The sequence below is a fragment of the Ferrovum sp. PN-J185 genome (assembly GCF_001581925.1).
Classification (GTDB): Bacteria; Pseudomonadota; Gammaproteobacteria; order Burkholderiales; family Ferrovaceae; genus PN-J185.
In genome coordinates, this window is sequence record NZ_LQZA01000001.1 from 845011 (window position 1) to 862655 (window position 17645).

At 38.6% G+C, this 17645-nt stretch carries 17 protein-coding genes; 3 read left to right on the plus strand and 14 right to left on the minus strand.

All coding sequences use genetic code 11. The features are described 5' to 3' along the window. Positions 1 to 7: 7 nt before the first annotated feature. The 14 genes from rfaE1 to gyrA all read right to left on the minus strand — a co-directional run bounded on the left by rfaE1 (position 8) and on the right by gyrA (position 15484). Positions 8 to 958, minus strand: coding sequence for a D-glycero-beta-D-manno-heptose-7-phosphate kinase (gene rfaE1, locus FV185_RS04080; RefSeq protein WP_067493790.1), 951 nt, complete (start codon positions 956 to 958; stop codon positions 8 to 10). Next, a complete protein-coding gene (locus FV185_RS04085) occupies positions 958 to 2280 on the minus strand; it encodes a UDP-glucose dehydrogenase family protein (protein ID WP_067493792.1) in 1323 nt (440 codons plus the stop codon). Before FV185_RS04085 ends, rfaE1 begins: the two co-directional genes overlap by 1 nt. Beyond that, complete coding sequence (gene pyrF, locus FV185_RS04090; RefSeq protein WP_067493794.1) at positions 2277 to 2993, minus strand: orotidine-5'-phosphate decarboxylase; 717 nt, start codon at positions 2991 to 2993, stop codon at positions 2277 to 2279. The genes FV185_RS04085 and pyrF overlap by 4 nt, the downstream gene beginning before the upstream one ends. 4 nt (positions 2994 to 2997) lie before the next feature. Next, entirely contained in the window at positions 2998 to 4194 is a 1197-nt protein-coding gene (gene lapB, locus FV185_RS04095) for a lipopolysaccharide assembly protein LapB (RefSeq protein ID WP_067493796.1), read from the minus strand. A 20-nt stretch (positions 4195 to 4214) separates the two neighbouring features. Next, positions 4215 to 4535 (minus strand): LapA family protein, encoded by a 321-nt coding sequence (locus FV185_RS04100; protein WP_067493798.1) that lies wholly within the window; start codon positions 4533 to 4535, stop codon positions 4215 to 4217. A gap of 62 nt (positions 4536 to 4597) precedes the next feature. After that, positions 4598 to 4903 carry an integration host factor subunit beta gene (locus tag FV185_RS04105; RefSeq protein ID WP_067493800.1) on the minus strand — a complete coding sequence of 102 codons (306 nt, stop codon included), beginning with the start codon at positions 4901 to 4903 and terminating at the stop codon, positions 4598 to 4600. A 7-nt stretch (positions 4904 to 4910) separates the two neighbouring features. Next, positions 4911 to 6626 carry a 30S ribosomal protein S1 gene (gene rpsA / locus FV185_RS04110; RefSeq protein ID WP_082787018.1) on the minus strand — a complete coding sequence of 572 codons (1716 nt, stop codon included), beginning with the start codon at positions 6624 to 6626 and terminating at the stop codon, positions 4911 to 4913. Positions 6627 to 6751: 125 nt separating this feature from the next. Further along, positions 6752 to 7408 carry a (d)CMP kinase gene (gene cmk / locus FV185_RS04115; protein WP_067493804.1) on the minus strand — a complete coding sequence of 219 codons (657 nt, stop codon included), beginning with the start codon at positions 7406 to 7408 and terminating at the stop codon, positions 6752 to 6754. Then, complete coding sequence (aroA, locus tag FV185_RS09655; RefSeq protein ID WP_067493806.1) at positions 7405 to 8709, minus strand: 3-phosphoshikimate 1-carboxyvinyltransferase; 1305 nt, start codon at positions 8707 to 8709, stop codon at positions 7405 to 7407. Before aroA ends, cmk begins: the two co-directional genes overlap by 4 nt. A gap of 18 nt (positions 8710 to 8727) precedes the next feature. Next, on the minus strand, positions 8728 to 9606 hold the full coding sequence (locus FV185_RS09660; protein ID WP_067493808.1) for a prephenate dehydrogenase: 879 nt from the start codon (positions 9604 to 9606) through the stop codon (positions 8728 to 8730). 3 nt (positions 9607 to 9609) lie between these two features. Further along, entirely contained in the window at positions 9610 to 10710 is a 1101-nt protein-coding gene (gene hisC / locus FV185_RS04130) for a histidinol-phosphate transaminase (RefSeq protein ID WP_082787019.1), read from the minus strand. Then, positions 10707 to 11786: a prephenate dehydratase gene (pheA, locus tag FV185_RS04135; RefSeq protein ID WP_067493810.1), complete on the minus strand. Its 1080-nt coding sequence runs from the start codon at positions 11784 to 11786 to the stop codon at positions 10707 to 10709. Before pheA ends, hisC begins: the two co-directional genes overlap by 4 nt. Next, a complete protein-coding gene (gene serC, locus FV185_RS04140; RefSeq protein WP_067493812.1) occupies positions 11779 to 12858 on the minus strand; it encodes a 3-phosphoserine/phosphohydroxythreonine transaminase in 1080 nt (359 codons plus the stop codon). The genes pheA and serC overlap by 8 nt, the downstream gene beginning before the upstream one ends. A gap of 4 nt (positions 12859 to 12862) precedes the next feature. After that, positions 12863 to 15484 carry a DNA gyrase subunit A gene (gene gyrA / locus FV185_RS04145; protein ID WP_067493814.1) on the minus strand — a complete coding sequence of 874 codons (2622 nt, stop codon included), beginning with the start codon at positions 15482 to 15484 and terminating at the stop codon, positions 12863 to 12865. A gap of 148 nt (positions 15485 to 15632) precedes the next feature. Between gyrA and FV185_RS04150 the strand changes: the two genes are divergently transcribed. The 3 genes from FV185_RS04150 to FV185_RS04160 are packed head-to-tail and all read left to right on the plus strand — an operon-like array spanning position 15633 to position 17640. Further along, the gene (locus FV185_RS04150) at positions 15633 to 16274 is read left to right on the plus strand and encodes an OmpA family protein (protein ID WP_067493816.1); all 642 of its coding nucleotides are present in this window, start codon (positions 15633 to 15635) and stop codon (positions 16272 to 16274) included. A gap of 11 nt (positions 16275 to 16285) precedes the next feature. Next, entirely contained in the window at positions 16286 to 16984 is a 699-nt protein-coding gene (ubiG, locus tag FV185_RS04155) for a bifunctional 2-polyprenyl-6-hydroxyphenol methylase/3-demethylubiquinol 3-O-methyltransferase UbiG (protein WP_067493818.1), read from the plus strand. Then, positions 16981 to 17640, plus strand: a complete 660-nt coding sequence (locus FV185_RS04160) for an HAD family hydrolase (RefSeq protein ID WP_067493821.1) — start codon at positions 16981 to 16983, stop codon at positions 17638 to 17640. Before ubiG ends, FV185_RS04160 begins: the two co-directional genes overlap by 4 nt. Positions 17641 to 17645 lie beyond the last annotated feature (5 nt).

The following is a 17645-nucleotide window of genomic DNA, read 5'->3' on the forward strand; positions in this document are numbered from 1 at the left end:
TTAATTTTCAATTAGGAATAACATGACACAATTCATCTGTATTCACAACCGCTGTGCCTAGTTTACCGACTACTACGCCAGCAGCAAGATTAGCTAATTTTACTGCATCTTTAAGTGAATACCCTGCAGCCATAGCTACACCAAGCGTTGCTATAACTGTATCACCTGCTCCGGAAACGTCATATACTTCTTGCGCTCGTGTAGGTTCATGAAATACCTCATCATTTTGATATAACGTCATTCCTTCTTCAGAGCGAGTTACCAGTAAAGCAGACAAAGATAGTTTGTCTTTTAATTCTTGTGCCTTTTTAGCTAATTCACGATCATCTTTCCAAGAACCTGCAACTTGTTTGAATTCTGAGCGATTAGGAGTAAGTAAAGTGGCGCCACGATAACGATAATAGTCCTCTCCCTTAGGATCAACCAAAACAGGTATACCCCTTTGATTACATTGACTAATCATATTTTCAATATGCTTTAATCCACCCTTTCCATAATCAGAAAGGATAACCAAATCTATACTATCTAATAAATTTGAAAATTGAGTAAGTTTTGCTAATAGAATTTCATGGCTTGGTTGGGTTTCAAAATCAATTCTCAATAACTGTTGTTGTCGTCCAATAACACGTAACTTTACTGTGGTATCAACTTGTTCATCACGATAAAGTTGGGTGTGTACTCCATCCTCTTTTAACAATTCCTCCAAACGCTGTCCCGCTTCATCATTACCTGTTACAGACAAAAGAATACAATTAGCACCGAGTGCAGAAACTCCCCGTGCAACATTGGCAGCTCCACCAGGTCTTTCTTCAGATTTATTAACTAACACAACAGGTACAGGTGCCTCTGGAGAAATACGGCTTACCTCCCCAAACCAATAGCGATCAAGCATTACATCACCCACTACTAATATTCGAGGTGATTTAAAACGATCTTTAATGTGTTGGCTGTCTAACATTACAATCTTCCTATACCTGAGTATTGTAATCCTGCTGATCTAACTTGTTGAGGATCATAAATGTTACGACCATCAAACACATAGGGTTGTCTCAGTAAGCTTTTAATCATGGAAAAGTCTGGACTTCTAAATTCTTTCCATTCAGTAAGTATTAGTAGTGCATCAGCATTGTTTAAGGCATCTTCAGGAGACTGACTAAAGAATATATTTTGCTGATTTTTATAAATATGTTTTGCTTCATTGATAGCCACAGGATCGTATGCCACAACACTTGCTCCCAAACTCAATAGACCATCAATAATCACTGTTGACGGTGCTTCACGCATATCATCTGTATTTGGTTTAAAAGCCAAGCCCCAAACTGCAAATCGTTTATCAGCTAGTTTAGTTCCAAATGTTTGCGTTACTTTATCAAGTAAAACAGTTTTTTGTCGTGCATTCACCGCTTCAACTGCAGTTAAAATTTTTAAATCCAACTCACATTCATTAGCAGTTTTCATTAATGCTTTTACATCTTTGGGGAAACATGAGCCACCATAACCACAACCAGGATACAAAAATTGATAGCCAATACGTGGATCAGAACCAATACCTTGTCTAACTCTCTCAATATCAGCTCCTAACCTTTCTGCCAGTAAGGCAAGTTCGTTCATAAATGAAATACGTGTTGCCAGCATGGCATTCGCAGCATATTTGGTTAATTCAGCAGATTTAACATCCATTAATATTAAGCGTTCATGATTGCGTTGGAATGGTGCGTAAAGATGTCTCATTACTTCTATAGCGTGAGTATCATCCGCTCCAACCACAATGCGGTCAGGACGCATAAAATCCTCAATAGCAGCCCCTTCTTTAAGAAACTCAGGATTAGATACAACACTAAATGGTATTGATAGTTGTCGTTTATTGAGTTCTTCTTGTATAACATTCTGAACTTTTAGTGCTGTACCAACGGGAACGGTAGATTTATCTACAATTACTTTTGCACTATTCATATATTGCCCGATATTACGAGCTGCAGCTAAAACATGTTTTAAGTCTGCAGATCCGTCTTCATCCGGTGGAGTCCCCACTGCGATAAATTGAACCTCACCATAATCAACACTTTCATTGATATTAGTTGTGAAATGTAGTCGGCCTGCAGCCACATTTCTTTTTACCATTTCTTCTAGACCGGGTTCATATATTGGAATACCACCATTTTTAAGAATAGCAATTTTGTCGGGATTTAAATCAAGACATAACACATGATTACCAACATCTGCTAAACAAGCACCGCTAACTAGACCAACATACCCTGTACCTATAATTGAAATTTTCATGATTGTAATAACTGTAAAGAAGTATTTATCGATAAAAGTGTAGCTATAGGATCAGCACTTTGTGTAATGGGCCTACCTATAACCAAATAATTTGAACCATTGGCCACAGCATTCTGCGGAGTAACAATACGCACTTGATCATCTGATTTATTTGAATCAAGTCGTATACCAGGTGTAACTAGCAAGAAATTATCGCCCAATTGAGAACGTAATAATCGAGTTTCTTGAGCAGAACACACCACACCATCAAGTCCTGCAGATTGCGTTAATGAGGCTAAACGTAAAACGTGCTGATCTAAGGAATAATTGATCCCTATTTGTTCGAGATCTAGCTGTGACATACTGGTTAATACTGTCACGGCAATAAGTTTTGGTTTATTTTTCCCATACTCAGAAAGTGCATGTTGTGCTTTTTCCATCATGGATTTACCACCAGATGCATGAACATTTAACATCCATACTCCAAGATCTGCTGCAGCGCGACAAGCAGAGGCCACAGTATTTGGTATATCATGAAATTTAAGATCTAAAAAGACATCAAAACCTTGTGCAATTATTTTTTTAACTAACTGCGGACCTGTACTGGTAAACAGCTCTTTCCCTACTTTTAAACGACATAAATTGGGATCACATTGAGAGACAAAATTTAAAGCGTCTTTTTCGTTGGCATAATCTAGTGCAACTATAATAGGTTTATTAACTAAGGAGGTCATTGTTTTACATACTTAATCTAGGTTGAACTTGGTTGCCACTATCACTATTTCGTTTAGGAGGATAAGTATCCCATCCTCCGCAAGCTGGACAATGCCAAAAATAAGTTTTTGCTTTAAAGCCACAACTTGTACATTGATAATAGGATGTCTTTTGGTTATGTTGATGAACAAGATCTCTAATCATTTGTAAATCTGAGCGTTGTTCGGGTGACACCACCACCAGCTGTGCTTCAAGATATTTATCAAGAGAACCAAGTGAGGGGTTACGTTTAAACTCATCTTTTATTACTTGGTAAGCTGCCTCTGGGCCACGACATTCTAGAATAGTTTTAAACAGCACCGATAATAAATCAAGCGTTGGAAAACGTTCAGTCCAACCTCTTAATAATTGGATTGACTCATCTGTGCGATTTAACTGCTTCATAGTGTCAATAAAAGAGTCAGCAATTAAAAAAAGATAATCTGGTGATTGATTTTCTATCAATAGCCATAAATGAACTGCCTCATCCAACTGTCCATTTTGTCTAGCCCACTGACCCTGTAAAATATTAGCTCTAACACATTTCTTATTTACTGTTAATGCTTTTTGGGTAAGATCTTTAGCAGCATCAAAATTAGATCTACTGTGCTCAATAACTGCAAGTTCGCAATAAAAGTTTGCTATCTCTTTACTACCAATTTCAGTACCAATCGATTCTAGTTCCTTAGTAATCTCAATTGCTTTATTCCACTCTTTTTCTGTAACATAAATGTCTAATAGTGATCGAGTAGCAACCTCTGAAAAACTGATTACTTTTTTTAGATCTAAGAATAATGATTCTGCTCGATCTAAAAGACCTGCCTTAAGATAATCCTGAGCTAACTCATATAGCGCTTGAGACTTTTGCTCTGCAGATAAATCTGTGCGTTCTAATAAGCTTTGATGCATTCTAGTTGCACGGTCAACTTCGCCACGTCGACGAAATAAGCCACCCAATGCAAACTGTAATTCAACCGTTTGTTGATCTGTCTGAGCAACTTCAATAAATGACTCGATAGCCTTATCTGTTTGCTCGTTTAAAAGAAAATTTAATCCTTTAAAGTAAGAAGCAGGTAATGCTCGGGATTCAGTTAATAGATGTCTAATATCAACACGAGCAGCAAGCCAGCCTAAACCAAAAAATACAGGAATAACTAATAACCAATAAGCCTGAAAATCCATAATAATTTACTATATTTTATTTAAACAGCATCAATGTGAGCGGCAGTTGATATGTCACGAATGGGTTTGGGTTGACTAGTTAACTCATTAACCTTTTCTAACTGATTGAGTTCACGTCTTAATCGTTGTAATTCTCGACGTTGTTTAAATAAACTCCCCATGGCAACTAATAAGCCAACGACAACACCTGAGATAAAAAACACCAGCAAAAAGACGATCAAGGGGCCTTGCCACTGATAATTTAGAAAATATTTCACTGTCACCGGCTCTACATTTTTAATAGCAAAGCCTAACAGCAAAATAAACACAAGAATTCGTATAATCCATTTTAAGTAAAACATTATATATTCCCTATTTTTCTACATTTTAAATTAAAAACGGGTGTTTAACACCCGTTTTTAATTTAGTCCGTAGACAGAGTATTACTCTTAGGAAAATCCACTCGATCACGTAGTTCCTTTCCTGGTTTAAAGTGTGGTACATGTTTTTCAGGAACCAACACTTTTTCACCAGTTTTAGGATTCCTACCTTGACGAGGGGGTCGATGGTTCAACCCAAAACTTCCAAACCCTCGAATTTCGATCCGCTCCCCGGATACCAATGATTGACTCATGGCATCCAGTATTGTTTTTACAGCCAATTCTGTATCTTTAGATACCAACTGGCTATATTTAAGAGACAACAGATCAATTAATTCTGATTTAGTCATTTAAAGATTAACCTTCAGAGGATTGGTTTTCAAGTTTAGCTTTCAACAACGCGCCTAAGCTTGTAGTACCTGCATTAGCAGGATTATCAGCTGTAACTCGTTGCATTGCGGCGCTCTCTTCAACTGCATCTTTGGCTTTGATCGACAAATTAATAGTTCTATTTTTGCGATCAACATTAAGAATAACAGCTTCCACCGCATCGCCTTCATTAAAGTGAGCTTTAACATCCTCAACTCGATCACGTGAAATCTCTGAGGCACGTAAGTAACCTTCGATGTCATCACCTAAATCAATGACCGCACCTTTACTATCTATCGATTTAACAGTACCTTTTACAATGGCACCTTTATCATTAACTGCAGTAAAGTTGGTGAAAGGATCTCCAGAAAGCTGTTTAATGCCTAAAGAAATTCGTTCTCTTTCCACATCAATTGCAAGAATAATGGCTTCAACTTCATCACCTTTCTTGTAATTGTGTACTGCCTCTTCACCAGTCTGGCTCCAAGACAAATCAGACAAATGAACTAGACCATCAATGCCACCTGGTAAACCTATAAAGACACCGAAATCAGTAATTGATTTAATTTGGCCTTTAACATGATCATTCTTATTATGGGTTGCAGCAAACTCTTCCCATGGATTAGGACGACATTGTTTCATGCCCAATGAAATACGACGACGTTCTTCATCTATCTCAAGAATCATTACTTCAACTTCATCGCCTAGTTGAACAACTTTTGATGGATGTACATTTTTATTAGTCCAATCCATTTCAGAAACGTGCACTAATCCTTCAATACCTGGTTCAATCTCAACGAATGCACCGTAGTCTGTGAGGTTGGTTACCTTACCAAATAAACGGGTTTTTTCTGGGTAGCGACGTGCAAGACCAACCCAAGGATCATCACCTAACTGCTTAAGACCTAATGAAACACGGTTTTTATCTTGATCGTATTTTAATACCTTCGCTTCAACTTCATCACCCACATTTAATACTTCAGATGGATGTTTTACTCGTCTCCATGCTAAGTCCGTAATGTGTAACAGACCATCTATACCACCCAAGTCAACGAATGCACCGTAATCAGTTATATTTTTAACTACACCTTTTACGATAGAACCTTCTTTCAAGTTTTCTAATAGGTTCTCACGGTCTGCACCTTGTGATGCTTCCATAACTGCACGACGTGATACAACAACGTTATTACGTTTACGATCGAGTTTAATAACTTTAAACTCCATCTCTTTACCTTCATAAGGTGAAGTATCTTTAATTGGACGTACATCCACCAATGATCCTGGTAAGAATGCACGAATACCGTTAACCATTACTGTTAAGCCGCCTTTAACCTTACCACTTACAACACCAGTAACAAGTGTGCCTTTGGTCATCGCATCATCTAAATCAAGCCAGGCAGCTAAACGTTTAGCCTTTTCACGAGATAGTTTGGTTGAACCATAACCATCTTCAAGAGTATCAATAGCTACTTTTACGAAGTCACCAACTTGTGCTTCCAGTTCACCACGATCATCTTTAAATTCTTCTATGGGAATTAAACTCTCTGATTTCAACCCAGCGTTTACAATTACAAAGTTACCGTCAATACCAACTACTTCTGCGGTGATTACTTCACCTATGCGCATTTCTTGATGGGATAAGCTTTCCTCAAACAAGCTAGCAAAACTTTCAGTTGTAGAGGTTTGTTGATTGGTTGTATTCATGAAAAACAGTTACCTATAAAAATCACCCGCCGCGTATCGGGGTCAATTAAAATACTCATAATTTGTATTAACGTCTTAATAATCAATAACGCATTAGATTATTACTACAAGTAATGAGTCCAAAGTTATTTAGATACGCCAGAAAACCACTGTAAGACTTGATTAACTGCCTGATCTATTGTTAATGCAGAGGTATCGAGAAAATGCGCATCAAGAGTCTGTTTTAATGGTGACTCTTTACGAGTCAGATCTCGATGATCACGTTCTACAATATCTTGCAAAAGGGCTTTTATGTTAGCAGATATTCCCTTATTGATCAACTGGTTATAACGTCTTTGCGCTCTTATTTCAGAACTGGCTGTAAGAAAGATTTTTAAAATTGCTTCAGGAAAAACAACACTTGCCATGTCTCGACCATCTGCAACCAAGCCAGGTTTTTGTTTAAATTGATGCTGAACTGTCATCAACGCATCACGAACAGATTTAACTGCAGCAATTTTTGATGCAAATATACCACACTCTTCCGACCGTATTAAATCGGTAACATCTTGATTATTAACAATAACTTTACTTTCTTTAAATTCAATATGTAAGCTTTTAGACAAATGACTCAACGCTTTTTCATCCATTTCACTAATACCACGCAACTGCGCAGACAGAGCAACAATTCGATACAAAGCACCACTATCTAAATAATTAAAGCCTAGTTTTTCAGCGACACGTTGAGCTACCGTACCTTTTCCTGACGCAGAAGGTCCATCAATCGCAATAACAGGAATCATGATACAGAAATCTCTAAACCTGTAGATTTTGCAAGCTTGTCAAACCCTGGAAATGAAGTGGCAACATTTTGACAATCAAGAATTGTAATCGAGGAAGTGGCGTTGAGTGCTGCTATAGAAAAACTCATAGCGATACGATGATCACCATGGCTATTGATTGTACCACCATGATATGAACCACCCTCAATGATCATCCCATCAGAAGTGGGGACAGCGTTAATACCAAGAGACATTAATCCATCAGCCATAACTTGTATACGGTCACTTTCTTTAACACGGAGTTCTTCCGCTCCAGAAAGAATCGTTGTCCCCTTTGCATTTGCAGCAGCGATAAATATTACCGGAAATTCATCGATGGCTAGGCTCACTAATTCTTCAGGGATATGAATCCCAGTTAGTGGCTTGTATTTGATATGTATATCAGCAACTTTCTCACCACCTACGTAATTTACATTTAAAAGACTAATCTCAGCCCCCATCAACTCCAATATTTTTATTACTCCATCACGAGTTGGGTTTATCCCTACTTCTTCAATTATCAAGTCAGAACCTTCGGAAATAGCTGCACCAACCATAAAAAAAGCAGCAGACGATATATCTGAAGGAACTCTAATCGAAGTGCCATGGAGTACTGCAGAATTATCAACTGTAATGCTATTCCCATTAACTTTTGGCTTATAGCCAAATGCTTCCAACATTCTCTCAGTATGATCACGTGTGACTTCAGGCTCAATTACTGTTGTTAAACCATTGGCGTAAAGACCAGCAAGCAACACAGCTGATTTAACCTGCGCACTGGCCATAGGTAAAGTGTAAGTAATGCCATTTAAATGGGAATTTGGATGAATAGTTAAAGGAGGTTTCCCTGAATCTTTGGTCTCAATTAATGCTCCCATTTGTTTTAATGGATTAGCAACTCGAGCCATAGGTCTTTTTAACAGAGTATCATCACCTGTTAAAGTGACTTCAAAACCTTGTCCCGCAAGTAAACCAGATAACAACCTCATAGTTGTCCCTGAGTTACCACAATCGATAACTTGATTTGGTGCAGTTAAACCATGTTTACCAACACCATAAATTGTAACTCGCCCAAGATCTGGTCCATCGATACGTACACCCATTGCTCTAAAAGCATTCATAGTAGATAAGGCGTCTTCACCCTCAAGAAAGCCACTCACTTCTGTTATACCCTCAGCTATTGCGCCAAGCATTATACTTCGATGAGAAATAGATTTATCACCTGGTACTTTGATTTTTCCAGTGAGTTTTCCACCTGGTGAAATACAGTAAGTTACATTCATAGCTTATCTCTAAATTATTTATTCAGACCAATCACGCCTTGCATCACGCGCAATTTTAAAAAAATTTTCTATCGCTTCACCATCATCAGACTCAAGCGCATCTTGAAAATAGCGTAGTAAGTCTTGGTAACGTTGTAATTCAAGTAATAATGTTGACTTATTGGCAAGTGTGATGTCTTTCCACATTTCGGGATTGCTTCCCGCTATTCGTGTAAAGTCTCTGAAACCACTGGCTGCAAAATGAAAAAAAGTCTCAGCATCGACACGTGTTGCTATGTCATAAACCAAGGTAAAGCTAAGTATATGAGGTAAATGGCTCACGACACCAAACACACTATCATGGCGGTTTACAGACATGGTTTCAATGTTAGCACCACAGGCTTGCCAACAACGTTTAATAATCTCAAATGGAAGCGAATCGGTAAATTCAGTCTCAATCATTACAACTGACTTTTGATTAAATAAATCTTTACGCGAAGAGCGGACACCACTGTGTTCGGCACCAGCTATTGGATGCACTGGAACAAAACGTTGTACAGCCGTACCTAAAGATTTTTTTGCAGCCTCAATTACATTGGCTTTTGTGCTACCTACATCGGTAATAATTGCAGTGGGACTTATATGTCTCGCAATTTCATTTAATACAGGTTCAATCTGTCCAACAGGAACTGCTATTTGAATTACATCTGCGTCTTTTACAGCGGCAGATAGTGAGTGAACTACACTATCAATTACACCAAGTTGTTTTGCTGCTGCGAGATTAACTTCATCCCGGTCGTAGCCCACTATACTAATATCTCTGGCTGCTTCACGCATCGCTAAAGCAAAGGAACCACCTATTAAACCCACACCAATAATGGCAATTCTTCTAGGATGAGTTTGAAAAGGATCGGCCATAAATTAGATATTAACGACTTCGATAAGTTTATCAATAAAGTATTGGTTTTCTTCCTTTAGCCCCACTGACACACGTAAAAAATTTGGCATGTTGTAGTTAGCCACAGGACGAACGATAACACCACGTTTTAGTAGTTCTTGGTAAATCGTGGGTGCATTTGCACCAACTTCAATTGCTAGAAAATTTCCAACAGAAGGAATAAATGATAACCCCAACTGCGTACACGCTTGCGCTAATTGTTTTAGACCGTCTGTATTAACGCTCTTTGTTTTCTCAAGAAAATCCTTATCATGAAGTGCAGCCTCTGCAGCAACAAGCGCTAATTGGTTCACATTAAAAGGTTGACGTACACGATTTAATAATGCGATAACATCCCTGTGGGCAAAACCACAACCAACCCTTAAACCTGCTAATCCAAATGCTTTTGAAAACGATCTTGTCACGATTAAGTTATCGTAATCATATAACCAAGAAATAGCATTGTAGGAAAGATTAGCATCTAAGTACTCTGTATAAGCCTCATCTAGTACAACAAGCACATGTGAAGGAACTTTTCCTATGAATTCTTTGAGTTTGTCACCAGGAATAAAATGGCCTGTGGGATTATTGGGATTAGCGACAAAAATGACACGTGTATTAGCTGTGACTGAATTCAACATAGCCTGTAAATCGTGACCATAATCCTTTGCCGGCACAACAATCCCTTTAGCCCCAACTGCTTGAGTAACCAATGGATAAACCGCAAATGCGTATTGGGAATAGATTGCTTCAGTACCAGGAGACAAAAATGCTCTTGCAATCAACTCCAACACATCATTGGAGCCATTACCCAAAATAATATTTTCAATTTCAATATTTCTTAGCGTTGCTAAAGTATGTTTTAACTCAAAACCATTGCCATCTGGATATAAAGCTAACTCTTTCAAGGACTTGTTAATAGCAGTTAATGCCATTGGACTTGGCCCAAGTGGATTTTCGTTGGAAGCTAACTTTACAATATGAGTTAAACCAAGTTCCCTTTGTAGCTCAGACATAGGTTTACCTGGTTGATACGGGGCAATGCTTTTAATATATTGAGGTGCTAATTCACATAAATCTATCATAATGGAGCTACCGGATAAGAACCTAACACACGACAAACTAGAGCAGATTGATTCACTTCAGCCAACGCTTGTTTTACTAAATTATCTTCACAATGACCTTCTAAATCTATAAAAAAGACGTACTCCCACAACGTAGTTTGTGAGGGACGTGATTCAAGGCGAGTCAAACTTACACCATGCTTTGCAAAAGGTGCTAATAATTCATGAATGGCACCAGGTCTATTTCTGGCGACTAAAAGTAAAGAAGTCTTATCATGACCTGAAATAGACGATTTGCTATTACCAATCACAAAAAAACGAGTAGTGTTATTGGACCTATCTTCGATATTCTTTGCAAGAATTTGAAGTTGATATAATTCAGCAGCCTGTGCGCTGGCGATAGCTGCAGCATTTCTCTTCTCACTGACAATCTTGGCTGCTTCAGCGTTACTACTGACAGAATTAAGTCTCACATTGGGTAGTTGATTAGCTAGCCATGAATGACATTGAGCAAGTGATTGTGCGTGAGAATATACTTCTTCGATCTGTTCAAGTGTAACTCCTTGTTGTACTAATAATTGATGATGAATTCTTAACTGAACTTCACCACAAATTTGTAAAGGTGTATCAACCAACAAATCAAGCGTACGGTTAACCGACCCCTCTGTAGAGTTTTCTATCGGAACAAGTCCAAAGTTTACTCTACCTGACACAACACTTTGAAAGACGTCATCCAGTGAAGATTGTTCTTCGCGTATCGCAGCATGTCCAAAGTGCTTCATCACCGCTGCTTCAGAGTAGGTTCCTCGCGGTCCTAAATAAGAAACTGTCACCGGTCTTTCATGAGCAAGACATGCTGACATTAACTCACGAAAAATATATAAAACAGACTCATCACTTAATGGGCCTTTATTAAGTTCACGTATTCTTCGTAAAACCTGAGCCTCTCTTTCCGGGCGATATAAGATTCCTTCTTTTAGCTGCCCTATTTGACCAGCTAATTGGGCACGTTGACTGATTAACTCAAGTATTTGAGTATCAATGTTGTCAATTTGATTACGTAAAATTTCTAATTCTTTCTGATTAGAATTAACCATAACGTCGCTCAAAATCTGCCATAAAGTTAATTAATGCTTGGACTCCCTCAATAGGCATAGCATTGTAAATTGATGCACGCATACCACCAACTACTCTATGGCCTCTTAACTGTTTAAGCCCAGATAACTCAGCTTCTTTTAAAAACACTTCATCAAGAGCTGGTTCCCTTAAATGAAAAGGGACATTCATTAATGAACGGTCTTGAACTTTTACAGAATTTCTATAAAAAGCGCTCTTATCCAGAAAATCATACAATAAACGTGCTTTTTCTGCATTCCTTACAGCCATTTGAGTCAACCCGCCATTTCGTTTTATCCATTTAAAAACGAGACCGGCAACCCAAATAGTAAAAGTAGGTGGAGTATTTAGCATTGAATGAGCATGAAATTGCCCATGATAATCCATAAGAAATGGTGTGCCAGGTGCAGCAGGTTTTAATAAATCTTCGCGTATAATTGCCAAACTTAACCCAGCCGGGCCAATATTTTTTTGCGCGCCAGCGTAAACCATCCCAAATTTAGTTATATCCATTGGACGTGATAAAAAGTGTGACGACATGTCTACTACCAAAGGGACGTTACCCACATCTGGTGTCCAAAAAAACTCTAATCCATCGATTGTTTCATTTGAACAGTAATGTACGTAAGCGGCTTTGGGGTTGAGTCTCCACTCTGCTCGATCTGGTAGTGCGCTAAAGTGATCGATACGATTTGAAGCGGCAATATTTATATTACAATAACGTCTACCCTCTTCAATGGCACGGTACGACCAATAACCTGTTTCAATATAATCTGCTTGATGATTCCCTTGTAACAAATTAAGGGGAATCATATCCCAATGTGCACTTGCACCTTCTTGACAGAAAATAATTCTATAGTGATCAGGAAGTGCCAAAATATCACGTAAATCTAGCTCTGTTTCATTGAGTATACCGGCAAATTCAGGGCTTCTATGACTAAGCTCCATCACTGACATACCTGAATTTTGCCAATTCAAGAGCTGTTCTTGGACTTCAAGCATTACTTCAGTGGGAAGGGTTGCAGGTCCTGCTGAGAAGTTAAATGCACGCATATAATTACTCCTGCGTACCCATTAAATCATCTCTATCCGCTATATTGTCAACATCAGGAGTGTCTGACAAATCAATCATTTCACTATCATCTTCACTTTCGTCGATGCGACTAAGCGATACCAGAGTCTCACCAGTATCCAGAGAAATCAAAGTAACCCCTTGAGTAGCACGACTCATTTCACGAATTTCTTGCACTCGCGTCCTAATCAGTACTCCACCACTGGTAATCAACATTAATTCATCATTGGAGTTTACAAGAGCAGCACTCACTACAGGACCATTTCTTTGAGTTGTTTGTATCGCAATAACACCTTGACCACCACGCCCATGTCGTGTGAACTCAGAAATGTGAGTTCGTTTACCGTACCCATTTTGCGTGGCAGTTAATACCGTCTGCTCTTCATTATCGGCCACCAACATTGAAATTACTTTTTGCCCGTTAGCAAGCCTCATTCCTCTAACGCCACGTGCAGTTCTACCCATTGGTCTTACATCATTTTCATCAAAACGTATAGCTTTTCCATCATCTGAAAACAACATTACATCATGAGCTCCATTGGTAATGGATGCGCCAACCAAGTAATCATTCTCGTCTAAGTCAACAGCAATAATTCCAGCGGAACGGGGGCGTGAAAAATCTGTTAATGGCGTTTTCTTAACAGTACCAAACGCTGTAGCCATAAACACAAAATGTTTATCATCAAATTCTTTAACTGGTAATAAAGCATTTATTTTCTCACCAGCTTCTATTTGCAATAGATTATTTACTGGTTTACCTCTACTTGTGCGGCTACCCACTGGAACATTAAACACTCTTAACCAGTGAACTCGCCCGAAGCTTGTGAAGCATAAAACATGATCATGTGTATTAGCCACAAACAAACGATCTATAAAATCGTCTTCCTTTGTAGCCGTAGCTTGTTTACCGCGACCGCCTCTTTTTTGAGCTTTATAATCATTAATCGATTGAGCTTTGATATAACCATCGTGAGAAAGTGTCACTACCATTTCTTCTGGAGTAATTAAATCCTCCATATCAATGTCTTCGGTATTAATAACAATTTCACTTCTACGTTGGTCACCAAAAGTTTCTTTGATTTTTACAAGCTCATCCGAAATAATTTTTGTAATACGGTGCGAGTTAGCAAGGATATCTAAGAGGTCAATAATTCTATCCATCACCTCTTTATATTCATCAATTATTTTTTCTTGTTCTAAACCCGTTAATCGTTGAAGCTGCATTTCCAAAATAGCTACGGCTTGGGTATCGGATAATCGATATCCATCATCAAAAAGGCCTACATGAGCTGATATACCTAGTGGTCGAGAAGCATTCTCGGGCGCACGCTCAATCATCTCTTTAACTAGTTGAGATGGCCAATACTTAGCCATTAATGCGTCTTTTGCAATTTGACGGTTTGCAGAACTCTTAATTAATGCAATGATTTCATCAACATTAGATAGGGCTACAGCAAGCCCCTCTAAAATATGTGCTCTTTCACGAGCCTTACCCAACTCAAATACCGTTCGACGGGTAACTACCTCACGTCGATGGCGTAAGAAAGCATCTAAAAATTCTTTTAAATTTAAAAGCTTTGGCTGATTGTCTACCAAAGCAACCATATTCATACCAAATGATTCTTGTAATTGAGTTAATTTAAAGAGATTATTTAATACCACTTCGGGCATTTCACCTCTTTTCAACTCGATTACTATTCTCATACCAGACTTATCAGATTCGTCACGTAAATCAGAAATACCTTCAATTCTTTTTTCACGAACTAAATCTGCAATTTTTATAATCAAATTAGCTTTGTTTACCTGATAAGGTAACTCATCAACAATAATTGCCTGGCGACCATTACCTTTTTCAATATCTTCCACGTGAGTGCGTGAGCGCATTAATACGCGACCACGACCCGTTAAATACCCTTGCCTTACCGAGGCCGTTCCGTAAATAATCCCTTTTGTCGGAAAGTCTGGGGCCGGTACAATATCTATTAAAGTCTCAATAGAAACGTCAGGATTGCTTAAGAGGCATAAACACGCATCAACCACCTCATTTAAATTATGTGGAGGAATATTAGTTGCCATTCCCACTGCGATCCCTGATGATCCATTTACCAAAAGATTTGGAAAACGAGCTGGAAGAATCAGCGGCTCTCTCTCGGAACCATCGTAGTTTGGTCCAAAATTGACCGTGTCACGATCAATATCCGCAAGTAACTCATGCGTAATTTTTGCCATACGAATTTCTGTATAACGCATAGCAGCGGGGTTATCACCATCAACTGAACCAAAGTTACCTTGCCCATCTATTAAAGGATAACGAAGCGAAAAGTCCTGTGCCATACGAACGATCGCATCATAGACGGCTGTATCTCCATGGGGATGGTATTTACCAATTACGTCACCGACGATACGAGCAGATTTTTTGTAAGGCTTGTTAAAATCGTTAGAGAGTTCATGCATGGCAAACAATACACGTCTATGTACTGGCTTTAAACCATCACGAACATCTGGTAAAGCACGACCCACAATAACACTCATTGCGTATTCCAAATAGGAACGACGCATTTCGTCTTCTAAACTAACCGGCAATGTTTCTTTGGCAAATGAGGACATAGGAACTAACACTAGGTATTTATAATTAAAATATCATCCAATTTTAACACAAAATTACATATCAAAAGGTCATTTCAGCTGATCATTATTCACAGTACAGGCCATATTTCATCTATAATTAAATTTTTAAACTGAACAGGAGCTTCCTATGAAAAACAGCAAACGCTTTGTGGTTACCATTGCATTATTAGGATCAGCAGCAGGAGCATTTTTTTCCTATTCCACACAAGCCAGTGAAGACATGGGCTACCCCGCACATTTGCAATCAAGCTACGGTTCGGTCGTGACAGATAATTTCAACAACTGCGTTGGATTGGGTGCAGGTGAAATGTCCTCCTATAATCAATGTGGCGTAACCCCTGCCCCTGAAATGAAAAAAGAGATGCCGGCTGTTATGCCTAAGCCTCAAGCACATGCGCCAATGGTTATGCATCATCCTGATATCACTCTATCCGCAGATGCATTGTTTGATTTCAATAAAGCAATACTAAAACCACAGGGAAAGACTGCAATTAATCGAGAATTAGCAAAAATTAACCATCGCTCTAACAGAGCCATTAAAGGCATTAAAATTGTCGGATACACGGACAGTGTAGGTACCAAACAATACAATCTAAAACTGTCCCTTAAACGTGCTGAAGCAGTGAAAGCCTATTTAGTTCAAAAGGGTATTAATGCCCAAATAGTACGTGTAAATGGCTTAGGTATGGCAGATCCTGTAGCTAGTAACAGCACAAAAGAAGGACGCGCCAAAAACCGTAGAGCAGAAATCTATATTACCTACAAATAATTGGTTATAAAATGAATTTAAATCAAGATCCGTTAGAACTGCAGAAGTTTAGTTCACTTGCGCATCGTTGGTGGGATCCAAACAGCGAATTTAAACCACTTCATGCCATCAATCCAATTCGTTTAAGCTGGATAAATAACATTGCATCGTTATCTGGGAAACGTGTTGTAGATGTAGGTTGTGGTGGTGGAATACTGTCTGAATCCATGGCCAAACTTGGTGCCCAAGTAACGGGGATTGATTTAGCTGAAAAACCGCTTTCAGTGGCAACGCTCCATGGCCTTGAAAGCGGTATTAACGTGAATTACCAACTTATTTCAGCAGAATCTTTAGCGGAACAAAAACCTCAAAGCTTTGATGTGGTGACTTGTATGGAAATGTTAGAACATGTCCCAGATCCTCAAAGCACCATTGCGGCTTGCTCTAGATTAGTAAAACCTGGTGGTCATGTATTTTTCTCAACCATTAACCGTAATCCCAAATCATATTTATTTGCGATTATTGGTGCTGAGTACATTTTAAAATTGTTACCTAAAGGCACTCACGATTACGCAAAGTTCATTAAACCTTCAGAACTGACTCATTTCGCTCGAGTGGCAGGTTTGGATGTTAAAGAATATACAGGTTTAACCTATAATCCACTAACTAAAATTTATTCAGGTACATCTGATATCAGTGTGAATTATGCAATTCACTGTGTAAAATCGTGATAAAAGGTATTTTATTTGATCTTGATGGTACTCTAGCCGATACTGCTCCAGATTTGGGTAGAGCTCTCAACACACTTTTAGAAAGATACGGCAACTCTCCATTACCCATTGAACGATTAAGACCGAGAGCCTCACAAGGTGCTAGAGGATTAATTGAAGAAGGGTTCAATATAAGTACTTCAGATCCATTTTTTGAAGAATTGAGAGACCAATTTTTAACCATTTATGAAAGTAATTTATGCCTTGATACTAGATTGTTTCCAGGGGTATCAGAACTATTAAATTACTTAGATCTTCATCATATACCATGGGGTATAGTAACTAATAAATTCGAACGCTTTACTAACCCTTTGGTAGAACTTCTAGGACTATCTCAACGAAGCGGTTGTGTTGTAAGTGGTGATACGTTTCAACGACCTAAACCTTTTCCCGATCCTCTGGTAGGCGCGGCCAAATTACTACAACTTTCACCTCAAGAGTTAGTTTATGTTGGCGATGATGAGCGTGATATGTTGGCGGCTCAAGCTGCACAAATGTCAGGTATCATAGCAGGTTATGGCTATTTAGGTTCATCAACACCACCCAATGAATGGCCTCATCATGCCATCATACAAGAACCTGAAGAACTAATTCGTTTTATACATTATTTACAATGAGATTT

Bases quoted from the DNA above. Each gene is read 5' to 3' on its own strand.
- rfaE1 (WP_067493790.1), bottom strand. From the start codon at position 958: ATGTTAGACAGCCAACACATTAAAGATCGTTTTAAATCACCTCGAATA.
- FV185_RS04085 (WP_067493792.1), bottom strand. From the start codon at position 2,280: ATGAAAATTTCAATTATAGGTACAGGGTATGTTGGTCTAGTTAGCGGT.
- pyrF (WP_067493794.1), bottom strand. From the start codon at position 2,993: ATGACCTCCTTAGTTAATAAACCTATTATAGTTGCACTAGATTATGCC.
- lapB (WP_067493796.1), bottom strand. From the start codon at position 4,194: ATGGATTTTCAGGCTTATTGGTTATTAGTTATTCCTGTATTTTTTGGT.
- FV185_RS04100 (WP_067493798.1), bottom strand. From the start codon at position 4,535: ATGTTTTACTTAAAATGGATTATACGAATTCTTGTGTTTATTTTGCTG.
- FV185_RS04105 (WP_067493800.1), bottom strand. From the start codon at position 4,903: ATGACTAAATCAGAATTAATTGATCTGTTGTCTCTTAAATATAGCCAG.
- rpsA (WP_082787018.1), bottom strand. From the start codon at position 6,626: ATGAATACAACCAATCAACAAACCTCTACAACTGAAAGTTTTGCTAGC.
- cmk (WP_067493804.1), bottom strand. From the start codon at position 7,408: ATGATTCCTGTTATTGCGATTGATGGACCTTCTGCGTCAGGAAAAGGT.
- aroA (WP_067493806.1), bottom strand. From the start codon at position 8,709: ATGAATGTAACTTACTGTATTTCACCAGGTGGAAAACTCACTGGAAAA.
- FV185_RS09660 (WP_067493808.1), bottom strand. From the start codon at position 9,606: ATGGCCGATCCTTTTCAAACTCATCCTAGAAGAATTGCCATTATTGGT.
- hisC (WP_082787019.1), bottom strand. From the start codon at position 10,710: ATGATAGATTTATGTGAATTAGCACCTCAATATATTAAAAGCATTGCC.
- pheA (WP_067493810.1), bottom strand. From the start codon at position 11,786: ATGGTTAATTCTAATCAGAAAGAATTAGAAATTTTACGTAATCAAATT.
- serC (WP_067493812.1), bottom strand. From the start codon at position 12,858: ATGCGTGCATTTAACTTCTCAGCAGGACCTGCAACCCTTCCCACTGAA.
- gyrA (WP_067493814.1), bottom strand. From the start codon at position 15,484: ATGTCCTCATTTGCCAAAGAAACATTGCCGGTTAGTTTAGAAGACGAA.
- FV185_RS04150 (WP_067493816.1), top strand. From the start codon at position 15,633: ATGAAAAACAGCAAACGCTTTGTGGTTACCATTGCATTATTAGGATCA.
- ubiG (WP_067493818.1), top strand. From the start codon at position 16,286: ATGAATTTAAATCAAGATCCGTTAGAACTGCAGAAGTTTAGTTCACTT.